The organism is Mesorhizobium onobrychidis, assembly GCF_024707545.1.
GTDB lineage: Bacteria > Pseudomonadota > Alphaproteobacteria > Rhizobiales > Rhizobiaceae > Mesorhizobium > Mesorhizobium onobrychidis.
This window is the reverse complement of sequence record NZ_CP062229.1, coordinates 6889039-6911817: the sequence shown is the minus strand read 5'-3', so window position 1 is coordinate 6911817 and position 22779 is coordinate 6889039. Positions and strand designations below refer to the sequence as shown.

Annotated in this window: 16 protein-coding genes and 7 pseudogenes; 6 read left to right on the top strand and 17 right to left on the bottom strand. The window is 60.4% G+C overall.

Annotation, left to right across the window (positions count from 1 at the left end):
- Positions 1 to 264: 264 nt before the first annotated feature.
- A pseudogene (locus IHQ72_RS34150) lies at positions 265 to 770 on the top strand (helix-turn-helix domain-containing protein); the annotation flags it as partial.
- Here the strand turns inward: IHQ72_RS34150 and IHQ72_RS34145 are convergent.
- On the bottom strand, positions 660 to 1823 hold the full coding sequence (locus tag IHQ72_RS34145) for an IS4 family transposase (protein WP_258117380.1): 1164 nt from the start codon (positions 1821 to 1823) through the stop codon (positions 660 to 662). The pseudogene IHQ72_RS34150 and the gene IHQ72_RS34145 sit on opposite strands and share 111 nt — an antisense overlap.
- A 115-nt stretch (positions 1824 to 1938) precedes the next feature.
- On the opposite strand from IHQ72_RS34145, the pseudogene IHQ72_RS34140 reads away from it, so the two are divergent.
- Positions 1939 to 2516: pseudogene (locus tag IHQ72_RS34140) on the top strand (Mu transposase domain-containing protein); the annotation flags it as partial.
- A gap of 143 nt (positions 2517 to 2659) precedes the next feature.
- On the opposite strand, the pseudogene IHQ72_RS34135 reads toward IHQ72_RS34140, so the two are convergent.
- Positions 2660 to 2903: pseudogene (locus tag IHQ72_RS34135) on the bottom strand (ATP-binding protein); the annotation flags it as partial.
- A gap of 190 nt (positions 2904 to 3093) precedes the next feature.
- Here IHQ72_RS34135 and IHQ72_RS34130 point away from each other — a divergent pair.
- Positions 3094 to 3975, top strand: a complete 882-nt coding sequence (locus tag IHQ72_RS34130; protein ID WP_258120150.1) for a tyrosine-type recombinase/integrase — start codon at positions 3094 to 3096, stop codon at positions 3973 to 3975.
- A 10-nt stretch (positions 3976 to 3985) separates the two neighbouring features.
- A complete protein-coding gene (locus IHQ72_RS34125; protein ID WP_258120189.1) occupies positions 3986 to 5185 on the top strand; it encodes an IS91 family transposase in 1200 nt (399 codons plus the stop codon).
- 1160 nt (positions 5186 to 6345) lie between these two features.
- On the opposite strand, the pseudogene tnpC reads toward IHQ72_RS34125, so the two are convergent.
- From tnpC to IHQ72_RS34050, 12 genes and pseudogenes are all read right to left on the bottom strand, one after another.
- Positions 6346 to 7143 (bottom strand): annotated as a pseudogene (gene tnpC / locus IHQ72_RS34115) (IS66 family transposase); the annotation flags it as partial.
- Positions 7128 to 7274 (bottom strand): hypothetical protein, encoded by a 147-nt coding sequence (locus tag IHQ72_RS34110; protein ID WP_258124082.1) that lies wholly within the window; start codon positions 7272 to 7274, stop codon positions 7128 to 7130. The gene IHQ72_RS34110 and the pseudogene tnpC, both read right to left, overlap by 16 nt.
- A 12-nt stretch (positions 7275 to 7286) precedes the next feature.
- Positions 7287 to 7649 carry an IS66 family insertion sequence element accessory protein TnpB gene (tnpB, locus tag IHQ72_RS34105; RefSeq protein WP_374120305.1) on the bottom strand — a complete coding sequence of 121 codons (363 nt, stop codon included), beginning with the start codon at positions 7647 to 7649 and terminating at the stop codon, positions 7287 to 7289.
- Complete coding sequence (tnpA, locus tag IHQ72_RS34100) at positions 7646 to 8020, bottom strand: IS66-like element accessory protein TnpA (protein ID WP_258120187.1); 375 nt, start codon at positions 8018 to 8020, stop codon at positions 7646 to 7648. The genes tnpB and tnpA overlap by 4 nt, the downstream gene beginning before the upstream one ends.
- Before the next feature lie 627 nt (positions 8021 to 8647).
- Positions 8648 to 9231, bottom strand: a pseudogene (locus IHQ72_RS34095) (IS110 family RNA-guided transposase); the annotation flags it as partial.
- 127 nt (positions 9232 to 9358) lie between these two features.
- Positions 9359 to 10762, bottom strand: a complete 1404-nt coding sequence (locus IHQ72_RS34090) for a CapA family protein (RefSeq protein WP_258120185.1) — start codon at positions 10760 to 10762, stop codon at positions 9359 to 9361.
- Between the two features lie 116 nt (positions 10763 to 10878).
- A complete protein-coding gene (locus IHQ72_RS34085; protein ID WP_258120183.1) occupies positions 10879 to 11205 on the bottom strand; it encodes a hypothetical protein in 327 nt (108 codons plus the stop codon).
- Positions 11202 to 11374, bottom strand: a pseudogene (locus tag IHQ72_RS34080) (IS5/IS1182 family transposase); the annotation flags it as partial. The pseudogene IHQ72_RS34080 and the gene IHQ72_RS34085, both read right to left, overlap by 4 nt.
- 331 nt (positions 11375 to 11705) lie before the next feature.
- Positions 11706 to 12938, bottom strand: coding sequence for an ATP-grasp domain-containing protein (locus tag IHQ72_RS34070; RefSeq protein WP_258120181.1), 1233 nt, complete (start codon positions 12936 to 12938; stop codon positions 11706 to 11708).
- 1099 nt (positions 12939 to 14037) lie between these two features.
- A pseudogene (locus IHQ72_RS37460) lies at positions 14038 to 15198 on the bottom strand (IS110 family RNA-guided transposase).
- A 129-nt stretch (positions 15199 to 15327) separates the two neighbouring features.
- Positions 15328 to 15525, bottom strand: a complete 198-nt coding sequence (locus IHQ72_RS34055; RefSeq protein ID WP_258120177.1) for a hypothetical protein — start codon at positions 15523 to 15525, stop codon at positions 15328 to 15330.
- 777 nt (positions 15526 to 16302) lie between these two features.
- The gene (locus tag IHQ72_RS34050; protein WP_258120175.1) at positions 16303 to 17325 is read right to left on the bottom strand and encodes an IS110 family RNA-guided transposase; all 1023 of its coding nucleotides are present in this window, start codon (positions 17323 to 17325) and stop codon (positions 16303 to 16305) included.
- Positions 17326 to 18367: 1042 nt separating this feature from the next.
- Here IHQ72_RS34050 and IHQ72_RS34045 point away from each other — a divergent pair.
- A complete protein-coding gene (locus tag IHQ72_RS34045; RefSeq protein ID WP_258120174.1) occupies positions 18368 to 19477 on the top strand; it encodes a LysR substrate-binding domain-containing protein in 1110 nt (369 codons plus the stop codon).
- 186 nt (positions 19478 to 19663) lie between these two features.
- Here IHQ72_RS34045 and IHQ72_RS37310 read toward each other — a convergent pair whose 3' ends face one another.
- The 3 genes from IHQ72_RS37310 to IHQ72_RS34035 form a co-directional block, all read right to left on the bottom strand.
- Complete coding sequence (locus IHQ72_RS37310; RefSeq protein WP_374120425.1) at positions 19664 to 19750, bottom strand: hypothetical protein; 87 nt, start codon at positions 19748 to 19750, stop codon at positions 19664 to 19666.
- Positions 19751 to 19912: 162 nt separating this feature from the next.
- The gene (locus IHQ72_RS34040) at positions 19913 to 20236 is read right to left on the bottom strand and encodes an aminotransferase class III-fold pyridoxal phosphate-dependent enzyme (RefSeq protein WP_258120173.1); all 324 of its coding nucleotides are present in this window, start codon (positions 20234 to 20236) and stop codon (positions 19913 to 19915) included.
- A 190-nt stretch (positions 20237 to 20426) separates the two neighbouring features.
- Entirely contained in the window at positions 20427 to 20660 is a 234-nt protein-coding gene (locus IHQ72_RS34035) for a hypothetical protein (RefSeq protein ID WP_258120171.1), read from the bottom strand.
- Between the two features lie 599 nt (positions 20661 to 21259).
- Between IHQ72_RS34035 and IHQ72_RS34030 the strand changes: the two genes are divergently transcribed.
- The gene (locus IHQ72_RS34030) at positions 21260 to 22393 is read left to right on the top strand and encodes an NAD-dependent epimerase/dehydratase family protein (RefSeq protein ID WP_258120170.1); all 1134 of its coding nucleotides are present in this window, start codon (positions 21260 to 21262) and stop codon (positions 22391 to 22393) included.
- Positions 22394 to 22779 lie beyond the last annotated feature (386 nt).

The following is a 22779-nucleotide window of genomic DNA, read 5'->3' as shown; positions in this document are numbered from 1 at the left end:
GTCAGCCAGAATGGCCTCGTCCTCCTGAGCCCTTGTCCGCCGCAAGCGGGATGTTGGTGCCGCTGTCTCAAACCGCGACCGTATATAAGTTGGATCTGGCTCGGATAAACGAGACGCGTCACGCAATCAGGCTCAGACCATGGATTCCGATCAACCGAACCGAGGAAGTGAAAAATGTTGCCCTGACACATGTCGGTCGAATTGAGAAACTGACCCCCTGACGAAATGAAGAACTGACCCCCTCGGTTATGAGAGGAGGCATGGATGACGATTGGGATTTCGGCGATTCCTGCATTGTCGAGAACGATGCAGGGAGAGGAGATGCTTCAGCCTGAAGAGGTGGCAGCGATGCTGCGGCTGCATGAGCTTGGCTGGGGAGCGAAGCGACTGGCGAAGGAATTCGGGTGCGCGCGCAACACGGTGCGTCGGTATCTACGCGAGGGCGGGACTGTTCCGTTTCGCAAGCCTGTGCGGCCGACCGCGTTTGCGCGATGGTTCGGTTTGAGACGGCGCCGGGACATCAGATGCAGATCGACTTTGGCGACACGCGGGCGTGGATCGGCGGCGAGCGTGTTCGGGTGCACCTGTTTGTAGCAACGCTGGGTTACTCGCGTCGGCTGCATATCCGTCCCTCGCTTCGCAGGGCTGTCCGGGGAAAGTTATTCATATATGAAGGCCATCTGATTGGGAGAGGCTCGGTCTTTTGGTCGGCTTTGATTGACCGGTGGCGGCTTGTGGATGGTGTGCATTTTCCGCCGCCCGAACAAGTATTGAGCGACCAGTTCTGTGAACCTCAAGATTGGAATAGGGACGCGGCGGGTGCGCGCGACAATGCGCAGCAGCGCATAGGCGATCATTGCGGCAAAGAGTTGCAGGCGAATGGCATTGCCGTTGTTGCCGAGGAACTTGCGGATCTTGAGGTGCTGCTTGATCCATCGGAACAGAAGCTCGATTTGCCAGCGGCCTTTGTAGAGCCGTCCAATCTCGATGGCGGAGCGCTCCAGATCGTTGGTCAAAAGCGTGATGGTGTCGCCCTCTTCGCGCTGAACGCGCAGGCGACGCAGGCGCATCGGCAGCTTGCAAACGCCCTTGCTGACCAGGCTTACCTCACTGTCTTCCACAACCAGGAAGCCGTCGCCCTGCGGCTCGGCTATAGGGCGATCGCACACCAGCGCCAGCCCCATGTTGGCCTTGGGCCGCGTCACGAAGATCGATCCGGCTTCGGCGATCGCCGTCCACCAGCCATAATGGCAGTAGCCCTTGTCGAACACGTAGGTCGCTCCAGCTTCGATCGTGATCTGGCGGCCGACCTGGGCGTCGTTGACGTTGGCGTCGGTGATGTCGAGGACGCGCGGACAGTCGGCCTTCGGGTCATAGACGACATGCACCTTCATGCCGCGGATGCGCCCGTTCGACTTGGCCCAATCGCACAGTTTGCCGAGCGGAATGGGGGTCGAGTCGATCAGCCGCAGCATTTCTGTGCCCTCGCGCCGCGTCTGCCGGTCAAGCAGACCCGCCACCAGACCGAACGCCTCGGCAAAGATGGCGACCGGACGCCGTCTGTTGGCGTCCGACAAGGTCGAACGCATCAAGGGACCGCTGCCCAGGTGATAATGATGCTGGCTGTTGGCGTTCCAGCCGGCTTCCAGGCCACGCAAGCCGCTGCTGCCGCAGAACTGGGCATAGATCAGCGCCACCAGATGATCCCAGCTTCTGAACGATTTGTCGTACGCATCCCCGTCGTGGCGATCCACAATTGCTTGGAATTGACGCCGATCGATGGGTTCAAGAAGCTGCCCGAAGATGCTAGGTGCAAAGCGCATGCCCCGTTCCTTTTCTGAGTCTCGACAACCAGAGAGAAGACGGACAAAACCCGTTTTACGGGGCATGCACATGTGGCATTTCGATTCACTCAAAACTTTCCCCGGACAGCCCTGCTCGCTTCGGGAGCGCCAGGCGGACTGGTTCGAGGGGATGGCAGGAGCCTTCCTTCGCTTCGGCGGGGTTCCAACGGAAGTACTGTTCGACAACCCGAAGGCGCTGGTCGAACATCACGATGCGACGACGCGGGAGGTGCGGTTCAACATGCGGCTGCACGCCTTTGCCCGCTACTGGGGATTTACGCCGCGGGCTTGTGCGCCCTATCGGGCGCGGACGAAGGGGAAGGACGAACGCGGGGTCGGCTACGTCAAGCGCAATGCGATTGCCGGCCGCCGGTTCGAGAACTGGGCGGCGTTCGAGGCGCATCTGGACCGGTGGACGCGCGAGATTGCCGATCAGCGTGTGCATGGCACGACCGGCGTGGCTCCTGCGGAGCGCTTTGCCGAAGAGGCTCTGGGCGGACGGGCGCCGTTTGGGCAGCTGCGGGATCTCGTGCGCAAGGTCCAGGCGGACTGCGCAATCGACCTGGACACGAACAGTTCAGTTACTCGGTTCCGTGGCGGCTGATCGGGGAGAACGTCCAAGTCGTGGTGCTGGGCGGCCGCGTTATCGTGCGTCATGCGGGCGAGTGCGTGTTCCGATGAAGCCGGCCACCGATTCCGATTTGAAGCCGGCCAGTCATTCCGATTTCATTCCGGCCGCCATTCCGATTTGAAGGCGGCCATTTTTCGGACTGATCCTGGGTCTCGTTGATGTTTGGGTTGGGTTTTGTTTCAGGTCAAGCTTCGGTGTTTTCGGGTGCGATCGGCGGGCGCTGTTTTCGCATGCTTTCACCGGTGAGATCGATGCGATAGGCGTTGTGAACGAGGCGATCCAGGATGGCGTCGGCCAAAGTGCCAGCGATCCAGAGACAACTGGCTGGTGACGATTGTCGATCGGCGTTCGTAGCGGTCTTCAATGATCTCAAGCACATCACGCCGCTGGTCATCATTAAGTTTTTCCGGTCCCCAGTCATCGAGTAATGTGCAGCACAACATTACTCGATTTGGACTAACCCGCTCCGCGAATGCGGAGCGGCAAGGAGGGTGAGTGCCGACAGCGTGATCTGATCGCGTCGTCTGTCGCGCTGGTTCATGTGTCCACAACAAGCTCCGACTGCGTCAGCATGGAGTGGCTGCTTGCAGCCTATTCCATCGGACAAAGGAGCTTGTCATGACCCAACTTCGCCAGCGCATGAGCGAGGACATGGAGGTGCGCAACCTCGCGCTCAACACCCAACTCTCCTATCTTCAGCAGGTGTCGCTGTATGCGCGTCACTTCGGCAAGTCGCCGGACTTGCTCGGGCGCGAGGATATTCGGACCTATCAGGTCTATCTGACCAACGAGAAGAAGCTGTCGCCTGGTTCGATCCACACAGCAATTGCGGCGCTGCGCTTTCTCTACAGTGTGACGCTCGAGAGGGATTGGGCGCCTGAAGAGGTCCTGCCGCTTCCCAAGAAGCCGCAGAAGCTGCCGATCATCCTCAGTGCCGAGGAAGTTCAGCGGTTCCTCGGCTGCGTCCTCGACGTCAAACACCACGCCATCCTGACCACTTGCTATGCCGCCGGCTTGCGCATCTCGGAAGCGGTTCAGCTAAAGCCCACGGGCATCGACAGCCAGAGAATGGTCATCCGCGTCGAGCAGGGCAAAGGCCAGAAGGACCGTTACGTGATGCTGTCGCCCAAGCTGCTGGAGATCCTGCGTGACTATTGGAAGCTGCGGCGGCCAAAGGCGTGGCTCTTCCCCGGCGATCGTGCCGGCCAGCCGATCACCAGGGGTGCGGTGGGACAGGCCTGCGCGAAAGCGTGCGACCTCTCCGGCTTGTCCAAACCGGTCACGCCGCACAGTTTGCGGCACGCCTTCGCCGTCCATCTGTTGGAGGCCGGCGCCGACGTGCGCACCATTCAACTGCTGCTCGGTCACCGCAGCCTCGCGACCACCGCCCATTACCTGCGGATTGCCACCAACAAGGTCTGCGCCACATCGAGCCCCTTCGAGCTCTTACCGCGTCCGGCGCCCACCGTGCCGCCGGCCGCCAAGCCTCAGTACTTCTGAGCTCGCGCCGATGGCCCGCTCGGGGCCGGAAGTGGCGGATATCTTCCGCTGCTACGGCGAAGCCTATCGCGAGCAGCATGACGCGTCGCTGTCGACCGCCCAGCGCCGCGTCATGACGGCGATCGAACTGTGCCGGACCGCCGCGCTCGGCGGGCATGTCGAAGCATGCGATCAATGCGGCCACCGGCGCATCGCCTTCAACAGCTGCCGCGACAGGCATTGCCCCCGCTGCCAATCGGTGGCTCGCGCGCAATGGCTGGAGGATCGTCGCGCCGAGCTCCTCGACACGCAATACTTTCACGTCGTCTTCACGCTGCCCGGCGACATTGCCGCCATCGCCTATCACAACAAGGCTCTCGTCTACGGCCTGCTCTTCCGCGCCGCCGCCGAGACCCTGCGCACCATCGCCGCCGATCCCAAGCACCTGGGCGCCGAGATCGGCTTCTTCGCCGTGCTGCACAGCTGGGGCCAGAACCTGCTTCATCATCCGCATCTGCACTGCGTCGTCGCCGGCGGCGGCCTGTCTGCCGACGGTCGTCGGTGGATCGCCTGCAAGCCCGGCTTCTTCTTGCCGGTCCGGGTGCTCTCACGCCTGTTCCGACGATTGTTTCTGGAGCACCTGGAGAAAGCCTTCGACGCCGGCCAGTTGCAGTTTTTCTCTGGCCCGCAGCACCTGAGCGAGCGCGACGCCTTCCGGCGCTATTTGGCGCCGCTACGAAAGGCTGAGTGGGTCGTCTTTGCCAAACCGCCCTTCGCCGGACCTGCCCAGGTGCTCGACTATGTCGGGCGCTATACGCACCGCGTCGCCATCTCCAACAACCGCCTCATCGATATCGAGGACAACGCCGTTCGTTTCCGCTGGAAGGACTACCGGCACGGCAATCGGCAGAAGGTCATGACCGTCGCGTCCGACGAGTTCATTCGCCGCTTCTTGTTGCACGTCCTGCCCGAGGGCTTTCATCGCATCCGCTACTACGGCTTCCTCGGCAATCGCTACCGCGCGCAAAAGCTCGCCCACTGCCGCGACCTGCTCGGCATGCCGGTTCCAGAGCCGTCGGATGGCTCTTCCGAAAGGGATTACCGCGACCGCTATGAGGATCTCACCGGTCATTCCCTCAGGCAATGCCCCGCCTGTCGTCAAGGCCAGATGATCATCGTCGATATCTTCGACGGCGCCACTGGACCCCCGCCATACTGGGATACCTCATGAAAGAACCGCTCCGCTTTCGCAGTCACCGCATCGCACGAGCCGTTCGGCCGGAAAACCGAGTCGGTCCGCGAAGCTGCGCGCCGTCACCCCCGGCTGCCTTTGCCGGGCAAGGCGCGACGCCGGTCCTCACTTTGCCGAACCTATATCTGTGCCGCTTTCGGCGCACACGACCCCTGCAATCGCTGCGTCCACGACCGCATCCGCGCCCACGCCATGCCTGTTCATGGCCACGGCCTGATTGAACGCCCATAGCGGCCACCCGTGCCGGCGGCTTAGTCCAACACGTTTTTAGCTCACCGTCGCGATCCATCTCAGCGCGCTCTAGCCACCGCCTTTCTCCGCGACGCCAAGCTAAAAACGCTCTGCATTATGCCGCGCGCGGCATAAGGCGCTGTTGATCAGCGTCGCCATGAAGGCGGCCCGATCGGCACCGCGCTCGGAGCCTGCAACAGCCAAGCTTTCCTGCCGAGGGCGAAGACTGATTCATTATGCACCTCCTTTTCAAACGGCGGAAAACAGCGATTCCGGGTTGTCGTCGTGGATGCGACGCGGAGTATTGCGCGCCAAATCGGCCTTGATCCGTTCGTCTTCGAGTCGCTGGCGCGGATCTGGTAGGGCGCGCCGCGCATGACCTGCTCGGCGGGTAAGAGGCCATCCCTGATGAACCGGCGGATTTTGACGTGCGACACGCCGAGCTTCGCGGCGGCATCCGACATGGTGAGCCACTCGCCACTCTTGTCGGAAGAACGATAGCCGCTGATCTTGTGCACCGTGCGCAGCGATAGTCGAGCGGCAAGCTGAGTTGGCGAACGACCACGAGAGATCGTGTCGGGGGTGGCAGGGTTCTCATGTTGCGCCTCCGCGATGGTGAAGCCATCCGGAGAGCCTCGCCGGAAACGGCGTTCGATCAAGAGCTTGTGAAGCTCAAGCAGCGCGGCAAGCGATACGCGCGGGGAGCCCAGGTCCATCGCCGCGCAAGCCACGGGATCGATCATCCAGGCCGAAGCGGTAATGACATGCCCGGGCGCGACGACGAGATGAATGATCCGGCCGTTGGCGCGCTCTTCGCTGTTCTCGCAGCGAAGCCGACGTCCGAAATACGGGTGCCAACGGTAATGGACCTCGACCTCCTGCCCAACATGGGCAGAATGACCCCGAGATGCAAAGCCACGCAGCGCACGTTCGGCGGCGTCGTTGGTCAGACAAATCCGGCCGTCGCTGAGGAAGGACGTGAAGCCGTCCCAGCGCTTCAGCACATAGTCGATTGGCTCAGCAACCGGAGAGCTTCGGGACAGTTTTGCCCGCTCGCTCCGCATCCATTCCTCAAGCGCCTCTGCGATTGGCCGGCTTTCCTGCTGGCGTCGTTGCAGTCGTTCGTCGGCGGCAAGACCGTTGATGTCGCGCTCGATATCAAACAGCAGGTCCATTCGTTTGACTGCCTCGAACGCGATCGGGGAGATTGGTGCGGCATCCTTGCCGCGCTTGGCATTGGTAGCGATGTCGGCGAGCACGAAGAATTTGCGACGCGCATGCGCCCAGCACAGCGCCTGGGTGAGCGGACCGGGATCGCGGCCCACTTTGAACAGCGGGTTATAGCCGCCATAGGCGTCGGCCTGCAGAATGCCGCTAAAGGTCTTCAGATGTCGCTCGGGATGTTCCTGCCGCCGATCGCGCGAGGCATAGTAAAGTGCCGCCGGCGGCGATTGCCCGCCGAACGGCCGGTCATCCCTGACATAGGTCCAAATGCGGCCCGTATCGGTCTTGCCGCGGGCCAGGATCGGCACTGTGGTGTCGTCTCCATGAAGCCGCTCGGCGGCAAGCACATGCGTCTCGATCAGCGCATGCACCGGATTCAGCGCCGCGGCACAGGCTCCGACCTGGTCGGCCAGTGTGGAGAGGCTGAGGTCGATGCCCTCGCGGGCATAGCGCTCGCTTTGTCGGTTCAGCGGCTGGTGCTGGGCGAGTGCGAGTTCACGGCTTGCGCGCGGGCAGCGAGAGCTTGCGCCTCGCGGCGGGCGGCACGCTCCGCGAGGATCATCGCGTGCGCACTGGCAAGATCATCAGGAAGCTGATCGGCCGCATCGGTCATGGCGCGATGGAATCATATTCGCTCCTCCATGCCAACGATTTTGCTCATCCCGCCGAGCTCGGATGCAGGTTTTTTGCGGCATCCGCCAGTCGATGCGAGTTGCGCCGGTGATATGGAAACCGTACCGTCCGCCGGCGACGGCCATAGAAACCGGCCCTTCTCGAGCCGTTTTGCATACAGCGACATGCCGAGCCCATCATGCCCGATGATCTTGATCAGATTGCCGCTGCGGCCGCGGAAGACATAAAGATCGCCGGCATGCGGATCGCGCTTCAACGTCTCCTGCACCATCAATGCGAGGCCGGGGAAACCCTTGCGCATGTCCGTATAACCAGTGGCGAGCCACACCTTCACGCCGCTCGGGACCGGGATCATCGCCGCTCCAGCACATCCAGGATCCGGCCGAGCGCTTCGGTATCGATATCACTCTCAATCCGCAGCCGACGGGCGCCGCCAAGCTCGATCGTCACCGTGCTGCTCTTCTTGCGCTGTCGCGATATCGGTGGTTGCTGCGCAGGCGGCTGCGGCGCCGGCCGCGCCTCGACGACCTCCACTGCAACAAGCTGTGGCACTGACGGCGCAGAGATCTGACAGAGCTCCTTGCGCCACCGGCAAAGCTGGCTCCCATGAATCCCGGCCGATCGAGCGATCTCGGAAACACTGACCCCAGCCTCAAACGTCGCCGCGACCAGCCGCTCCTTCTCCTCCCGAGACCAGCGCCGGCGCCGCTCGACCGACGTGATCACTCCAATCTGATGCTTCGTCACAGGGCTACTCCTAGTGCTTGCACTAGGACTTGCAGCCTTCACCCTACCTCAGCAAGGCGGCCGTCACCGTGGGGATACCTCTAAAAAGCACCTGATCTATTCGGTCGCCGACATCGGCCTGCGCATTTCGCAAAAGCCGGACAGGGGTTCCGCTAATGGTGGAGTCCGGGATTTAGCGAAAAGGGTGTCCGGGAATTACCGAAACGCGCAATCGGCCCGCACGGAAGCCTACTTCCGATATGAGCGGGGCCGCGGAGCCTGGCAGACAGCGGTGGAGGGGCGGGCAGTTATGACCGCCACCAAGTCGGCCTTTCAACTGAAGTTTAACTTCGACGCTTTCGAAAGTGCGAGCGAATCTTCTGCAAGTCGTGATCGAAGACGATCCCCCGCGACCTCGTCTGAATCGGAAAGGCAATCAGAGACAATCACAACGAGAGATCACAGTCGGCAGCAGCCCTAAACACGGTTTATCCGATCGGCAAGTGCACACTGGAAACAAATGTCATTCAGGGAGGAAAAGCGGCACCCACTGAGCGGGTTTGTCCGATCCAGCTCGACCATCATACCATCAGCACATCACCAATCTCTGCATCCTCGGCGGTCGCGTCACGCGGCCGCCGAAGCTTCAACGAGTTTGCCGGTGATCATCAGAACCCAAATGTCCGCGCCATTTTGTTCGCGAGTGCAACGGCGACGACATTATAAGGCTTCTTTGTCAGAAGCTCGGCAGCCCAGCGGGTAGGCGCCGCTTTGCCCTTGCCGCAAAATCGGAGCGCAGCATGGGCTCCGACCACGAGAAGGCGGCGGAGATTGGGATCACCCTGCTTGCGAATCCGGCCGAGGCGGTCCTTGCCGCCCGAGGAGTTCTGCCGCGGCACCAACCTATCCATGCCGCTAACTGCCGGCCGGATTTGAAGAGCGACGCGTCCGTCACGCTTATGGTGATCGCGCTGGCGGTGATAGGGCCAATTCCGGGCATCGTCTCGAGGCGCCGGCTCAGTTCACTCGAGCGATGCCAGGCATGAATTTGGCGATCTATCTCGCCAACCTTCTCGTGAATCTCCCGCAACTGCCCGATCAGGGGAAGAAGCGGGGTTCTCGCAAGGGGCGGGATGAGCTCATTGTTCTCGTCTTCGATGAACGCGATCAGCGTGCCGACAACCGGCAATGCCCTGGCACGTCACGACCCCTGAATCAGTCCTCGGGTGCGCATAGACGGCTCGATCCAGCCAGGCGTAAGTGCCCAAAAAGTAGTTCGCCAGCCCAAGCAATCGGTTTGGCGAGCCGATACGATTCAATTGGCGCAGCCGAGCTGCGTCATCGCGGCGAGCCCGGCGTCAATCTGATGACTCCAACGTCGTTCTCGATGGCTATTTCGGTCCCAAACGGCTCCGAGAGCTTCTGCATTCGCTCCAGAATGGCTCTTCCCTGTTGCCCGCTCGCCAGCCGCGGGATGCCGCGATTAGCAAACCTCTTGGAGAAGCCAAGCTCGACCGGATAAAGCCTCAATTCAGTGAGCTGGTTCTGCTCAAAGCGACTGACAGCGATGACGCTTTCGTAATATATCGGTGCCGCGAACGCGCCACTAAACCCGTCCGGCGTCGGATATCCTTTTGCTTCCTCATCGACCGTTACCTCAGCATCCGTGTCAATCCGAGGGTCTTTGCCGTAGGCTTCAAACATGTCAGCCCCCGCAGGCGTCCGCAGGTGGTCATAGAAGAAATTCCCCAAGCTATACAATATCGGCCGGCCCTTGTAGATTTCGATGCCTCGCAGCAAATGCGGTCCGTGCCCGATATATGCGTCTGCTCCGGCATCGATCATCTTACACGCAAAGGACTGCTCGTAATCTGCAGGTCCCTGACTGACCTCCTCGCTCCAATCAGGTTCGTGGCCATGGTTCGTGATGATACAGAAGTCGGAGAATTGCTTACCCCGGCGAACGTTTCGTACGATATCGGCGACATCGCTCGGATCTGCTTCGTAACTAAAATCGGGCTTGTCGCCCGCTTTGAAAGTCTTCCCAAGGAGTACCACCCGGCTCGGATCCTTCTCGCTGGCCATACTGCCTGGCAACACGTCACGCACCCGTCTCAAGCTCTCAAGCATCTCTGGCGGAAGGACAATGCTATGGGCCAAACGAAGCGCATTGAGCCCTGGTCTGCCAGGCGCCTCGCCGGCGGGATCGCACGCCCGAGCCATAGGCGCAAAGGTTGTGGCAAGCGATACTATCGCCACGCGACCGCGTGCGGTTTCCAAAAAGCGGGCGGCACTCGCCTGTGCGAGATTCTCTCCCACACCTGCGTGAACAATATCACTCTCATCAAGCACCCGGCTCGTCTCGCGCATTCCCTCAAGACCCCAATCGAGGGAATGATTATTTGCGCGACTCATTAGATTGAAGCCCATCGCCCTCAAATCAGGGCCGAGTTCTGGCACGCTGACGTGGTAGCAACCGCCGTGCTCAGCCTGCGGACTTCCTTTGAACGACCGGATATCGAAGATAAGCGTTTCCATGTTGCCGAACGTGACATCAGCGTCCTGAAGGATCTTGACGATGTCATCGAAGCCGGGATGTCCGTATCTGGTGAGCGGTCGCGATACGATGAGGTCGCCGACTGCCACCATCGTGAAGCCGTCCGCAACGTTTGTTTCAATCGAGCCCACGGTATCGTATCCATCCACGCGATGGGCTGGACGAGAATGATTGTCGCCTGACATATTCATAGCTTCCTCAAATGGTTGAATACGAAGAAAACCGTCCTTGGCTCAGAGAAATAGCACGGCTGCCATTCCCCGGAGGCTTGTGCACGCGCAGGCCCCGCGCAGCATTCGCCCTAGCAGGCTGTTGAAGAAGTCCACTTGCGGGCGATGAAGTCTGCTTCATCGCCGCCATGGAAGCAGATTTGTCCGTTGATGGAGCCGTCTGGTTGAATTTCGGCCCAGCCATTGCCTTGGGCTTCATCCATTTCGTCATTGCCTTGCCAGGAGCGGGCGACATTGTTGCCGTCGCCCGGTCCGAAGAGCTGGCCGGTGACGCAGCCGAAAGCGAATTCGCCGGAGCCATCTGCCGCGAACTCAATGTAGGCGGGCTCCATCATGTCGCGATAGTCCCCGGCATAGTAGGACATCGCGACGATCCGCCAGCGGCCGGTGACGCTCATGCCGGCGCTGCCAGCAGCTTGGGCAAGCGGATCAGATTGTAGGCCGCCAGGTTCCCACACGGGCGCATCCTCGCAGCTTGATCTTGGCCATGCCGGCCGAGGCTTTGATCCAGCCGAACACCTCCTCGATCCGCTTGCGGCAGCGCTGACTGACATCATAGCCCGGATGTGGTAACCGACATTGCGCTGACCACGGCAACGATTTTTGTTTTTGCCAGCCGCCCGTCGGTCGGCTATGTGCGCAGCAACTCGACTGTAGTCTTTGGGATGCAGAAAAGAAGAGCCGCCGAATTTCAGAACCGTCGCGTTCATGTTCCACCAATCGCGTTGTTGGCAATGCAAGCTGTGCGATGATGCTCCAAGGGGTCGAATCCTCACTTCGCTTGACAACCCGGGCCTGCTCTGAGACCCGCCATTCCCGCAGCCTGATCCGCAGCGCACTGATATCCATGCGCCCCCAATTCCGCTCCCCGCAAACCGGCAAGGGCCAGAGATTGCCGCTATTCGTCAAGGTTCGCAAATGGTGTGATCGAACAATCGATCAAATCGGCAGCACGCTGAAGTATTGTCTTGGTCCGAGCACGGTTGGGTGGGACGGCGATAACATGCCCGATCCAGTCCCGGTAATCGCCTTTCCTGACGATCGGCGTCTTGGGTCTAATATAGAATTTGACCTCGGCGACCCCTGGCACAGCAGCCGCCCGACTGCCGTCGATCCAATCGAGGGTGCCATCGCGATCAGCAACTAGGTACCGCGCGACCGCAGTCTGCGAATGCCTTCTGCGCAAATTCCATTCGTCGCCGATGACAAGCTTGATGTGCTCGGTGATGAGATCGACACCGTAAGCCAGCTGAACCAGTTGAGGAACGGGCGAACCCGGCATACGCGGATTAACTTCAATGACGACTGGGCCACGCTTCGTCCACCGAAGTTCAATGTTCGTTGGCCCCCAGCCAAGGCCGAGAGCTCGCAGAGAGCTCAGCGAAACATCGGCGATACGATTATGCTCGTCATCAGTCAGCGGGGCCGGATAGGTGAGATCACGAGAAACGAAATGCGGGTGGGGACCGAACTCACCGGCGCCAATCGCAATGACCTCATTACCCATGATGTCGGCGGTATAATAAGGGCCTTGTGCGAATTCTTCGACCAGTATCCTCGGCGAAGATCGCCATATGTGCTTCCCGCCCAACAGATAACTCGTATGTTCGGCCAACTCATCGACGTTGCGGCACAATCGGACACCGACGCTGCCGTTGCCCAGGGCCGGCTTAAGAATCACCGGCAGGCCGATCTCGGCGGCAAAGCTTTCCACCTCCGCCGCATTCTCTGCCACGCGATAAGCAGGTACTGGAACGCCAGCCCCCGCGAGAACCTGACGTTGAACGAATTTGTCGCAGCATCGTTCAATCGATGCGGGATTCGGGCCGGGTAGATCGAAGTGCTGGCAGAGCTTGCCGACTGTTGCAGAGAAAGACTCGTCGTCACCCGCAAAGCCAGTAATGCCAACAATGTCATACGCATCACGCAGCCGGTAACATTCGCGGATCAGTGCATCGAGATTACCTGTATCAACACGAATAGCCTCAATGCTTTCCGCCGCAAGATATTCGTACTGAGCCGGTTCTCCAGCCAGGGTAATTGGATGAAGGCCGTCACGCTGAGCCGCTTGGACGTAGAGCGGACCATTACCTCTATGACCTTCAACCAGGATGAGCGCTTTTCTTCCCATGGGTTTTTGACTCCGACGTTGCTTGCTATGCGGCGGCCCGAGTGTAAACCGGCATCGGCTTTTTTTATCCATGCCTGATCTCAAACCTTTGCGGTGAAGGTACCACTGTCAGCGCTTGGCGGTCGTAAAGATACTGCAAACTTAGTTGAAGGATCTGTTGCAACGTTTTGGTACCGGCCGTGTGGCAGGCAGCCTCTCGATGAATTTCGGAGGGTTCCGATGGGTCGCGTCACCACAGGTTCCCTAATCGCTTCTGTCAATGAGCTCCTTTCTCTTCGCTGATGCAGCGCTTGCCGGGCTCAAGGTTCTCTCTCCGTGGTCGATCCGCCGCAGTCGCCGCTAGCATCTTGCTGTAGCGCATCGCTGGCTCTGCTGCGGAGAGGGAATGATCACACTCGCCATCTGGCAGTGCGGGCAAGCGCCGCCGAGCCCTTTCTGGACAACCCTCATAATCCGCCGGGCGCGTCCACATCACCCGTCGCCACGCGCGCCGGCACTGCCGCACAAAGCCGCAAGCAGCCAGCCCGACGATAGAAAGCACTGCAGCCTATCCGACGGCCCGCGCCAAACGGTTCCGCATTCCAGCGTGCCATGCTTCGCTGGCCGCATCGTGAATGCCCTTCTTCAGCCCGGCACCGACGACCCCGATCGCTTCTCCAGGCTACAATCCCCATAGCGCCAGGACCGTCCGGTTCGTTCAATCCGGCTTGCAATGAGGTCGAAGACCAGCGGGTGTGCTCCGTTGAGCGTGCGGACCTCACAGAAACCTTGTATGGGGATTTGTTTGTCAAGCCATTTGGGCTGCCTTGCTGTTTTCTTTCGTTTCAACCAGCCCCGCCTGATTGAGAGGATCCGAGGGGAGCCCGCCATCGCACGCAACACATGCGCCGCGACCTTGTATTCGGTGAGATCCGTGCTGGATCCCGACCATGAAGCATCCATTCGCTTCGGCGGCAAGGCTCCGAGGCGGCAGGCCCATTCTCCAGAAGGCATCGAAGCCAGGTTTCTGTTCGGGTCACCACCACCGCGGATCATCGACGGCCAGTCAGGAAAGTCGACCGGACGCTGAACTGCTTGTTTGGATTCCTCCCAGACCTGCTTAGGCCGGCTGCCGCAGCGCGACGCTGGCCGGGATGTCGCCGATCGTGACCACGCGCCACAAAGCGATGAGCAGCTTGCGGGCGAGCGCTACGATCATTTTCGTCTTGCGCATACCGCTCGGGCCATCTGTTCGCGCCCGGAACCATTGGGCGAGCGCGCTGTCGTTCTGGAACCGCAGGAAACGCCAGGCGAGCTGGACTAGGCCGCGGCGCACTCGGGCGTTACCGGCCTTCGCCGAGCCTTTCTCCCACCGTTTGGAACCGCTCTCGTCAGGCGCGCCAGTGAGCCCCGCATAGCGGGCAACCGCTCGGCGATCCGCAGGTTGCGGGATAGCACCTCCTGCACCAGTATATCGGCGGTCTCGACGCCGATGCCGATGACGCTGGCAATCAGACGCACCATGGCATGTGGCCCCCGTCACCGGCGCCTGTTCCAGACGCGCGAGGCGTGCCTCCTCGATCGCCTTGATCTGCTCGCGGATCATGGCGAGCCGGGTCATATCGCGCCGGAGCTCGTCAACCGTGTTCGGTGGCAGCGGCACACCATCCGGTGTCCCAGCGCGTCAAGGCATTCCACCGCTCTGCGCAATTTGGGGTTGAAGCCGCGGATCCCGAGCCACGCCAGGATCGCCTTGATACGGTTGATGATCCGCGTGCGCTCGCCCACCAGGCTTTCTCGCTCACGGCTTGGGCGTCTGGCATCCTCTTCCTCGAGCGTGGGGATCGCAACCATCCGCAATGCCCGCGCTCGCCGCGCAGCCAGCCCAGGAACACGCGCATGAGCATCGCCGTGTCCAACCGGTCGGTCTTCGCACGGGATGCTCACGCGATACCGCAACGCTGGTCGAATGGATGACGTGCGCCTCGATGTCGCGCGCCCGCAGCCACCGCGCCAGCCAGAACCCGTCGCGTCCCGCCTCAAAGGCCAGCGCGATCCGCTCGATCGTCCTGCCGGCCTTGACGGCTTCCTCGCGCCAACGTTCCATCAGGCTCAGCAGCGCGGCTGAATCCGGGTCCAGCTTCTTCAGCGGCTGGCGTTCGAGACCGGGAACCTGTCCCGCCACCAGCCAGCTCGATTCACTCATTTCGACAACGACCGTCACGCTGCTATTCTGCTCAAACGAGACCAGCGAACGGCTCAAATCGTTAGCCTGGGTCATGGGGCACCTCTGTCGCTTCTATCGACGAGAATGGTGCCATACCGCCGCCGCTCGCCCCATAGCTTCTCCAGATTCCGCAGGACTTTGTTGACTCAATGTTCGCCGTGGGCGGCCGATTCTTTGATCTTCTCATGCATCATGATCGGCGGCCTCCCGTTGTAGGGCACCCTCGCCGTCGACGTGCCCGAGGATCAGGCTGACCGTCAGCTTCGTCACTGATCGGCGCGTCTCGGCCGGCAGCGCCTGCCATTGCGGCGTCTGCACCGTATTGGCGTCGTTCGGCTTCGAGAACATATCGAACTGGTATGTCGTGGGCTGGCGCGGCATGGGCATCTGGCCCGATTCGCGTGAGAGCCCAATGCTGCGCCCATCTCCGGCGATTGCGATGGGGCGCCCGTGTCGAGGAGCGGCTTCGCCGGGGTGCCCAGCGCGGCAAGGTCGACGTGCGGAGCAGTCGTGATGCGCCAACTCTAACATCCAAGCCGGGACCTCCAACCTCTTATCCGAGGCCTGGCCGAAAACGCTACAGCGGAAGACTGCTACGTCATTCCGATCGATCACTTCGTGAATATGGACTTGGCGACCCGCCCAAGGATGCCATGGATAGAGAAGCTCGCGCTCCGGGCCGGTCCCGTGGGTGTTGCATCGCTGAGTTGTTCAACACTGCGAGGCCACATTCCTCGCTCGGTACCAGACCCCGGCGGCCTATGCCGAGGTCATCACCGCAACCCGCTCCGACGCTGTGCTGATCGAAGGCTCCGCGTCTTCGCCGGTTGCTCAACCCGTGCCCCTCGGCGTAACAGAAACGGTCGAGGCTCTAATCGCCGCTGGATGAAAGTTCAATGGCATGTATGGACGGCCTCCGCGTGGCAAGGGCTTTCTGACATTGATGACAGGTTGGTCGGGTGCAGGCATGTATTCGGCCTTTGAGTGCGGCCTGTTCATGCCGCTGGCCTTGATGAAGTCCGCGGATCGGATCCCAGACAGGTCAACGCGCTTTTTGAGCGGCACCCACTGAGCGGGTTTTTCCGATCCCGGTTTGACCGTCCGTCATCACACCATCAGCACCTCACCAACCTCTGTGCATCCTCTGCGACTACGTCACTACGCCGGTGAATCCGCGAAGCGCTTGCCCGTAGTCATCAGCGCCCAGACGATCCGGGCCATCTTGTTTGCCAAGGCCACCGCAACGACGTTGTACGGCTTTTTCGCCAGAAGCTCGGCAGCCCAGCGAGTGGGTGCCGCTTTGCCCTTACGACAGAAGCGAAGCACGGCATGGGCTCCCACAACAAGAAGGCGACGGATGTAGGGATCGCCTTGCTTGCTGATCCGCCCGAGCCGATCCTTTCCTCCGGATGAGTTCTGTCGCGGCACCAGGCCAAGCCAAGCCGCGAGTTGCCGGCCGGATTTGAACAGGGAAGCATCTGTCACGGTCGCAACGATTGCGCTGGCGGTGATCGGACCGATGCCGGGGATCGTTTCGAGGCGACGGCTCAACTCGTGCGAACGATGCCAGATGTGAATCTGTCGGTCCAGCTCACCGACCTTCTCGTGCACCTCACGCAATTGCTGTACCAAAAGAAAGAGGGCCGATCGGGCAAGCGGGGGAATGAGGTCGTGCCCCTCGTCCTCAACCAACGCGACGAGCATGCTCAGCCCTGTAGCACCCTGACGAGTGATGATGCCCAACTCCGCCAAGTGGCCGCGCAAGGCGTTCACCAGCATTGTCCGCTGCCGGATCAAAAGCTCGCGGACGCGATGCAGCATCAACACGCTCTGCTGCTCCTCGCTCTTTGTCGGAACAAAGCGCATCGTCGGTCGCGTGACCGCCTCGCAGATTGCCTCGGCATCCGAAGCATCATTCTTCTGCCGCTTCACGTATGGCTTGACGTATGACGCAGGCATCAGGCGAACCTCATGCCCCAGAGCCGTGAGGACACGAGCCCAGTGATGGCTCGTTGCGCAGGCTTCGATGCCGATCAAGCACGCCGGCAAGGACGTAAAGAATGCGACTACATCGTCGCGACGCAACTTCCGGCGGACAACCACTGCGCCCTGCGCGTCAACGCCGTGCACCTGAAACACGTGCTTGGCGACATCCAGACCGATTGTGCTAACCTTCTCCATGGACGGCTCTCCCTCATGTGACTTTCGACAGCCACACTTTGGCACATTGCGATGCCGAGAGCGGAGGCCGTCCACCTCATCAGGTCACGCAAGGTGAACTCCTCGGGGCGTGAACGATACTCAATTCTTTATCGATGCTGATTTCAACAGAGCCATTGGCCTCATGCATCACAAACAGCTACCCGCTTCGCTTACAAGACCGTGACGTGCGGCGAGCACAAATTCGACCGTTTCGCAGCTAGTTATGCTCACTTGGCCAAAGCGTGAGAGCGGACAGGCACTTACTCACGTGACACTGTCTGCCGCACTTCATTGCGGAGAGCTATAATGATTCGAAGTTTCTTGGCAGAGCCAGTCCGCAAACAGGCGGGCTTTCGAAGCCGCCGGCGGCGGATTTTCAGAAAATGCCGTGGGTGAGACAATACTGGCAAGCACGGCGGCGACGGCAGCGCGGTCATCGACAACGGTTGGAGCTTCCAGCGCATGCGACCGTCAAGGATCGGTGTCTCGAGCATCTGCCGCGCGAACGCGGGATCATTGCTGCTCCGTGAACTGTTTTGCGGTTCAGCCAGACTGATAGGCCCTTTATCCGGACTCTCGCCCAACGGCCCCACGTTTCGTGGCTGACCTCCCGCGCTGGCCACCTCGGCAGGGAAGCGGTGGCGGAACAACCCGAGTAGCCGGCCTTTTCATACTTCTCATACGGTGACCGGATCCCACCTCGTCAACGTGAACGATACCGCGCATTTCCATGCACAAACCTTTTGTCCGAAGCTGGACAAGAATGTCGGAACCCCGACGAAACCGTCGGGCGGGCCGGCTGTCGGTGTGGACGAGAGGTGCAACTCAGAACGGTTCATCGACCGGCACGTAACTTGCTCGGTCACGCCAGACGGCCGCGGTTGCGCCTCGGAGGCTGGTCGTAACTAATCAGTCTCTCAACTTTAACGCGTGTAGACTGGCGGCAGTCCTTTATAGCCCAGAGGACGACATGGATAGCCGGTCACTCGATTCGCGACTGCCGATCTGGTTGGAGTGTTCAATGGCCCGTCCCTATCATGATCTGCCGTCCCTCACTGCCCTCACTGCCCTTGAGGTATTCGAGGCATCGGCACGCCATCTTTCGCTCGAGCTTGCAGCTTCCGAGCTGAACGTGACATTGGAAGAGATCAGTCGGCAGATCAAAGCCATTGAGGACGAGCTTGGTGTTTCGCTGTTTGTGAGGCCAGGAACCGGCGTGGTGCTTACCAGCGCCGGCAAAGACCTTTACACCGAGCTGGCAAGCATTTTTTCCAAGGCGTCCGATGTCGTCACGACCATTAAACGCGGCGGTCGTTGCCGGGATGTCACGATTGCCTCCACCGAAGCGTTCGCGTCGATGTGGCTGTTACCGCGCATGCCGCGCTTTTGGGCACAGGACGGTGATATCACAGTCGGCCATGTGATTGCCGACAGTTCGCGCGACTATCGGCGCGCTGAAGTCGAGCTACGCATCCGCTATGGCTTCGGCCCATGGCCCGATGAGGCAGCGGAACTGTTGTTTCGCGATATCATATACCCGGTCTGCGGGCCCGGCTTCGCCAAAGACCACCGCGAAGCGACGGCTAAGTGCTTGCCGGAACTGCCACTCCTGCAGGTACGATTGATCGAAGCCGGCTGGGTCGACTGGGACAAGGTCCTGCGCCGCGCCAGGATCCCTCACGGCCCGCTTCGTGGCCGTACGTTCAGCAAGTTCCTCGTCGCTTTGCAAGCCGCCCAGGCTGGTCAGGGCGTTGCAGTAGGCTGGCACCGACTGGTGCGCACATTGGTCGAAGACGGCAAGCTCGTCAGGATTACCGACCTCAAGCTGGATGTCCGCGGAGGGTACTATCTGACGTGGAATGATAATCGCCCCCTGTCGCGCAGGCCGAGCGGCTGCGTGACTGGTTGCGGAAGATCGCGAGCGAAGAGAGGAACCCTTGGAGTTAGAGCTCGCGCCGCGGCGCGTCTTTGCATGGCCCGGAAGCATAGGGTGCGGCTATCGCCATCACGGGGTCGGGATGATATTTCCTGGGCGTGGATTCGTTTAGAAATCCCGGATCTCAAATGGGAGCTGGGGGCGCTCGAACGCGTGACATTTGCTGCTCTCCTGCTGCTGGAACTGAACCCGTGATCCTGATGACACGCAGCCATCCAAAGCGAGTTTCTGTCAGACGCAGTGCGGCAAGTGCCGCCGCGCATGTAAGGGGATTCCTGCGTAGGTGCCTACGAGACCGCCCGGGCGGCCCGGCGTCCATGATCACCGCCGCGCCGATGACAGCGGCGATTGGGAGCCCGCTGCCGAAACTCTTTCCCAGCGCTACCGGCCGGCGAAAACCCGTCCGGTGCGAGCGAAGCCGGACTGGGCCTCATCTGCGATCAGGACGATACTGTGCGCATCGCACAAAGCGCACAGACTGAGGATGAACTCCAGCTGCGCTGGCAGGAATCACTTTCACCCCTGAACCGGCTCGATCAACATAGCTGCAACCTGGTAGGGTTTGATCTGCGTTTCGGGGGGGGGAAGGTACCGAAGACAAGACGCATTTGTACGGGTCGAGCTGTGAGGTCATCGCAAAGGTCGGTAACGTGCGTCCGTGGAAGCTTCTGTGAAGACAACGACATCCCTTCGATCCGGGTGGAAATGAGCGATCTTTACCGCGTTCTCCAGCGCTTCTGCGCCAGAGGTGACAAGCAGAGTTTTCGCCGGCGTGGGGAACGGGGCTAACGCGTTGAGCCGCACGTAGCCATCATAAGCGGATGCTGCCAAAGAGGTATGGGCGAAGCGCTGCAGTTGCGTTCTGACCGCATCACAACCACCTGTGGATGCGAATGTCCGACCGCAAGGCGCGTCCATGCCGCCGATGAAATCGATATATCGACGGACTTCCATGTCCCAAACTGCGCCTTGGGCGCGTTCCGCGCACACGGGAAATGCACATGCAACGGCGCGCGGCAGCGCGCTCTCACGTCTCGGCCTGGAGTTCTGCGCTCGATCGTGCCATCATGTTGAGATACGCTCCCCTGTACAAATTGTCTTGCATCGGCTGCCGGTTTCGACAGCAAGATTTGCGGTAGCGTCGTCATAGCCTCGGTTCCTCTGGTGCGCTGGTCTTCTCGGGCACCTGGAAGACCCAATAGTGCGCGTCCTCCTCGGCGACGTATCTGCCGTTCCTTAGACACTGTGCCGGTATAAGGACGCCCTCATCCTGCAGACGCCGCACATGGTCTTCAAAGGATGTCGTCTCCGCATAGCTCTTGCGGGTGCTTGCAATGACGAAGCCGTTCGGGCGGGTGACGCGAGCCAGCTCGCGCAACCCATCCGGCCGGACGTGTCCGAGCGTGAGGACGCCGCAGCAGACGGTTAGGTCATAGCTCGCGCTGGAGTAGTCGGAGAGCTGCCCGTTAAGGTCGAAATCGCCTCGGACATGGCCACCCCGCCATGATCACCATCGGGGACGACAGCAATGTCGAGGATCGCCTTTGGCGCGCTGCAAGCCGGCTCGGTAGACGCCGGTTTGCCGGGCCTTTTCGTCCATCTCCTCGGAGAGATCGAACCCGTCGGTGCCGGCGTCCCGCTTCTTACCCCCCGCGCCTGCGACGGGCACATCAACTGTCATGCCAACAAAGCTCAGACCCGTTCTGTTCCAACGCGTTCGGCATAAGAGAGCATTCGACGCAATTTTAGATTATTGTAAAGCAGAATTGCGACAAACAGATGTCATTATCGTACCACATGCTATGAATTGTCATTACTAAAATCGCAAAACTTTTAATTTCATTTAACGCAAATTTACGAAAATACACTTGTATCCTAAATTTAATACTGCCATTTTTAAATTAACACTGCCATTTCTCTCTGAGAGAGCGAATGATCGTTTGTAAATTTCCTCCACAATCCTCTCGGATATCTTCGATGCAAGATCGCGTAAATATCCTGATTATTGGCCACGGCGTCCTTGGTGGGGCGGTCCTTGATTTTCTCAGCCAAAGCGGCAGACCCTACGATTTGCATGTCGGAGCAAAAGATGTGCAGCGGGGCACTTTAAGGGCCAATCTTGCGAAGCACACGGCCTTGAACCTCGGTCACCATCCGAGCATCGAGGTGGTGCCTATCGATCTGATGAATATAGATGCTACAGCAGAGCGACTGGCGGCTCTCCGTCCTGATATCATTTTCAATGCAACGACATTGCATACATGGTGGCTGATAACCCAATTGCCGCCCGATGCTTATCAGCGGATCGATCGACCACGCGGCGGCGTATGGACGCCAATGCATCTTGTTCTCGTGCGACGTCTGATGAGAGCTGTGCGAAAGGCCGGGCTCGAGACCGTGGTCGTGAATGCATCCTACCCTGATGTAACAAATGCCGCCCTTGCCGCCGAGGGTCTCTCGCCGGCGGTTGGCATCGGCAACGTCGCGAATGCCGTGCCGGGCATCAGGTTGGCGGCCGCGCATCTTCTAGGTTGCGAAGTGAAAGCAATCGATGTGCGGTTCTTTGCCCAACACTACGTCAGTTATCGTATGCCGAGGACCGGTTCCACGGACGGCGCGCCCTACCATCTAGCCATATATCGGGAGGGCCAGAGAATTAGGCCTGAGGAAATGGGCCACGATGTGATCTTCGCGAACGTTGCCCGACGTTTTCGGCGGCTTGGAGGCCTTGAGGGGGAATCGGTGACTGCATCGTCGGCGACAGCTGTTCTTCGTGCGTTGGCTGATCGCGTAGAACGTGTCGTGCATGCGCCGGGTCCATCGGGTCTCGTAGGCGGCTATCCCGTTAGGGTTGCTCCAACAGGCATTTCGATCGACCTGCCTGAAGGCCTGTCATTGGACGATGCGGTAGAGATCAACAGGGGATGTCAGAAATACGATGGTATTGAGGCCGTGGAAAGCGACGGGACGGTGCGCTTCACGGCAGAGTCGGCGGAAGTTATGCGCGAGCTGCTCGCCTACGATTGCGACGCAATGGCGTTGGACGAGTGCGAAGCCCGCGCGGAGGAATTGGCAGCAAAATATGCTGAATATCGTCGTCGCTTCCAGTAGTCTGGCACCCTTTTCGCCGCCTGCCGACAACGGCACATCCGCGGTCGCAGTGGTAAAGCCATCCCCGGCATGCACGATTGGCGCCGTCAGGGAACCTGCCCGACCTCAAGACCCTCATCCAACTCGGCGATGTGCTGGTCGACTGTGGCTGTCGAGCTATTGTCGCGCCCCCCGAGACGGTGACGCTCGACATCGACACACGCTCGATGTGTCGTTCACGGCTTTCAGCAGCAGTCGCTCTTCAACGCTCATATCACGAGCGCTGCTTCCTGCCGATCCATGTCTATCACGCCGCCGGCCGCCTGCTCTTTTTGACGGCCAAGGAAATCCGCGGCCATCTGCGCCGTCTCGCGCGGCGCATCTGCGCCGGCCGACCACCCGTATGC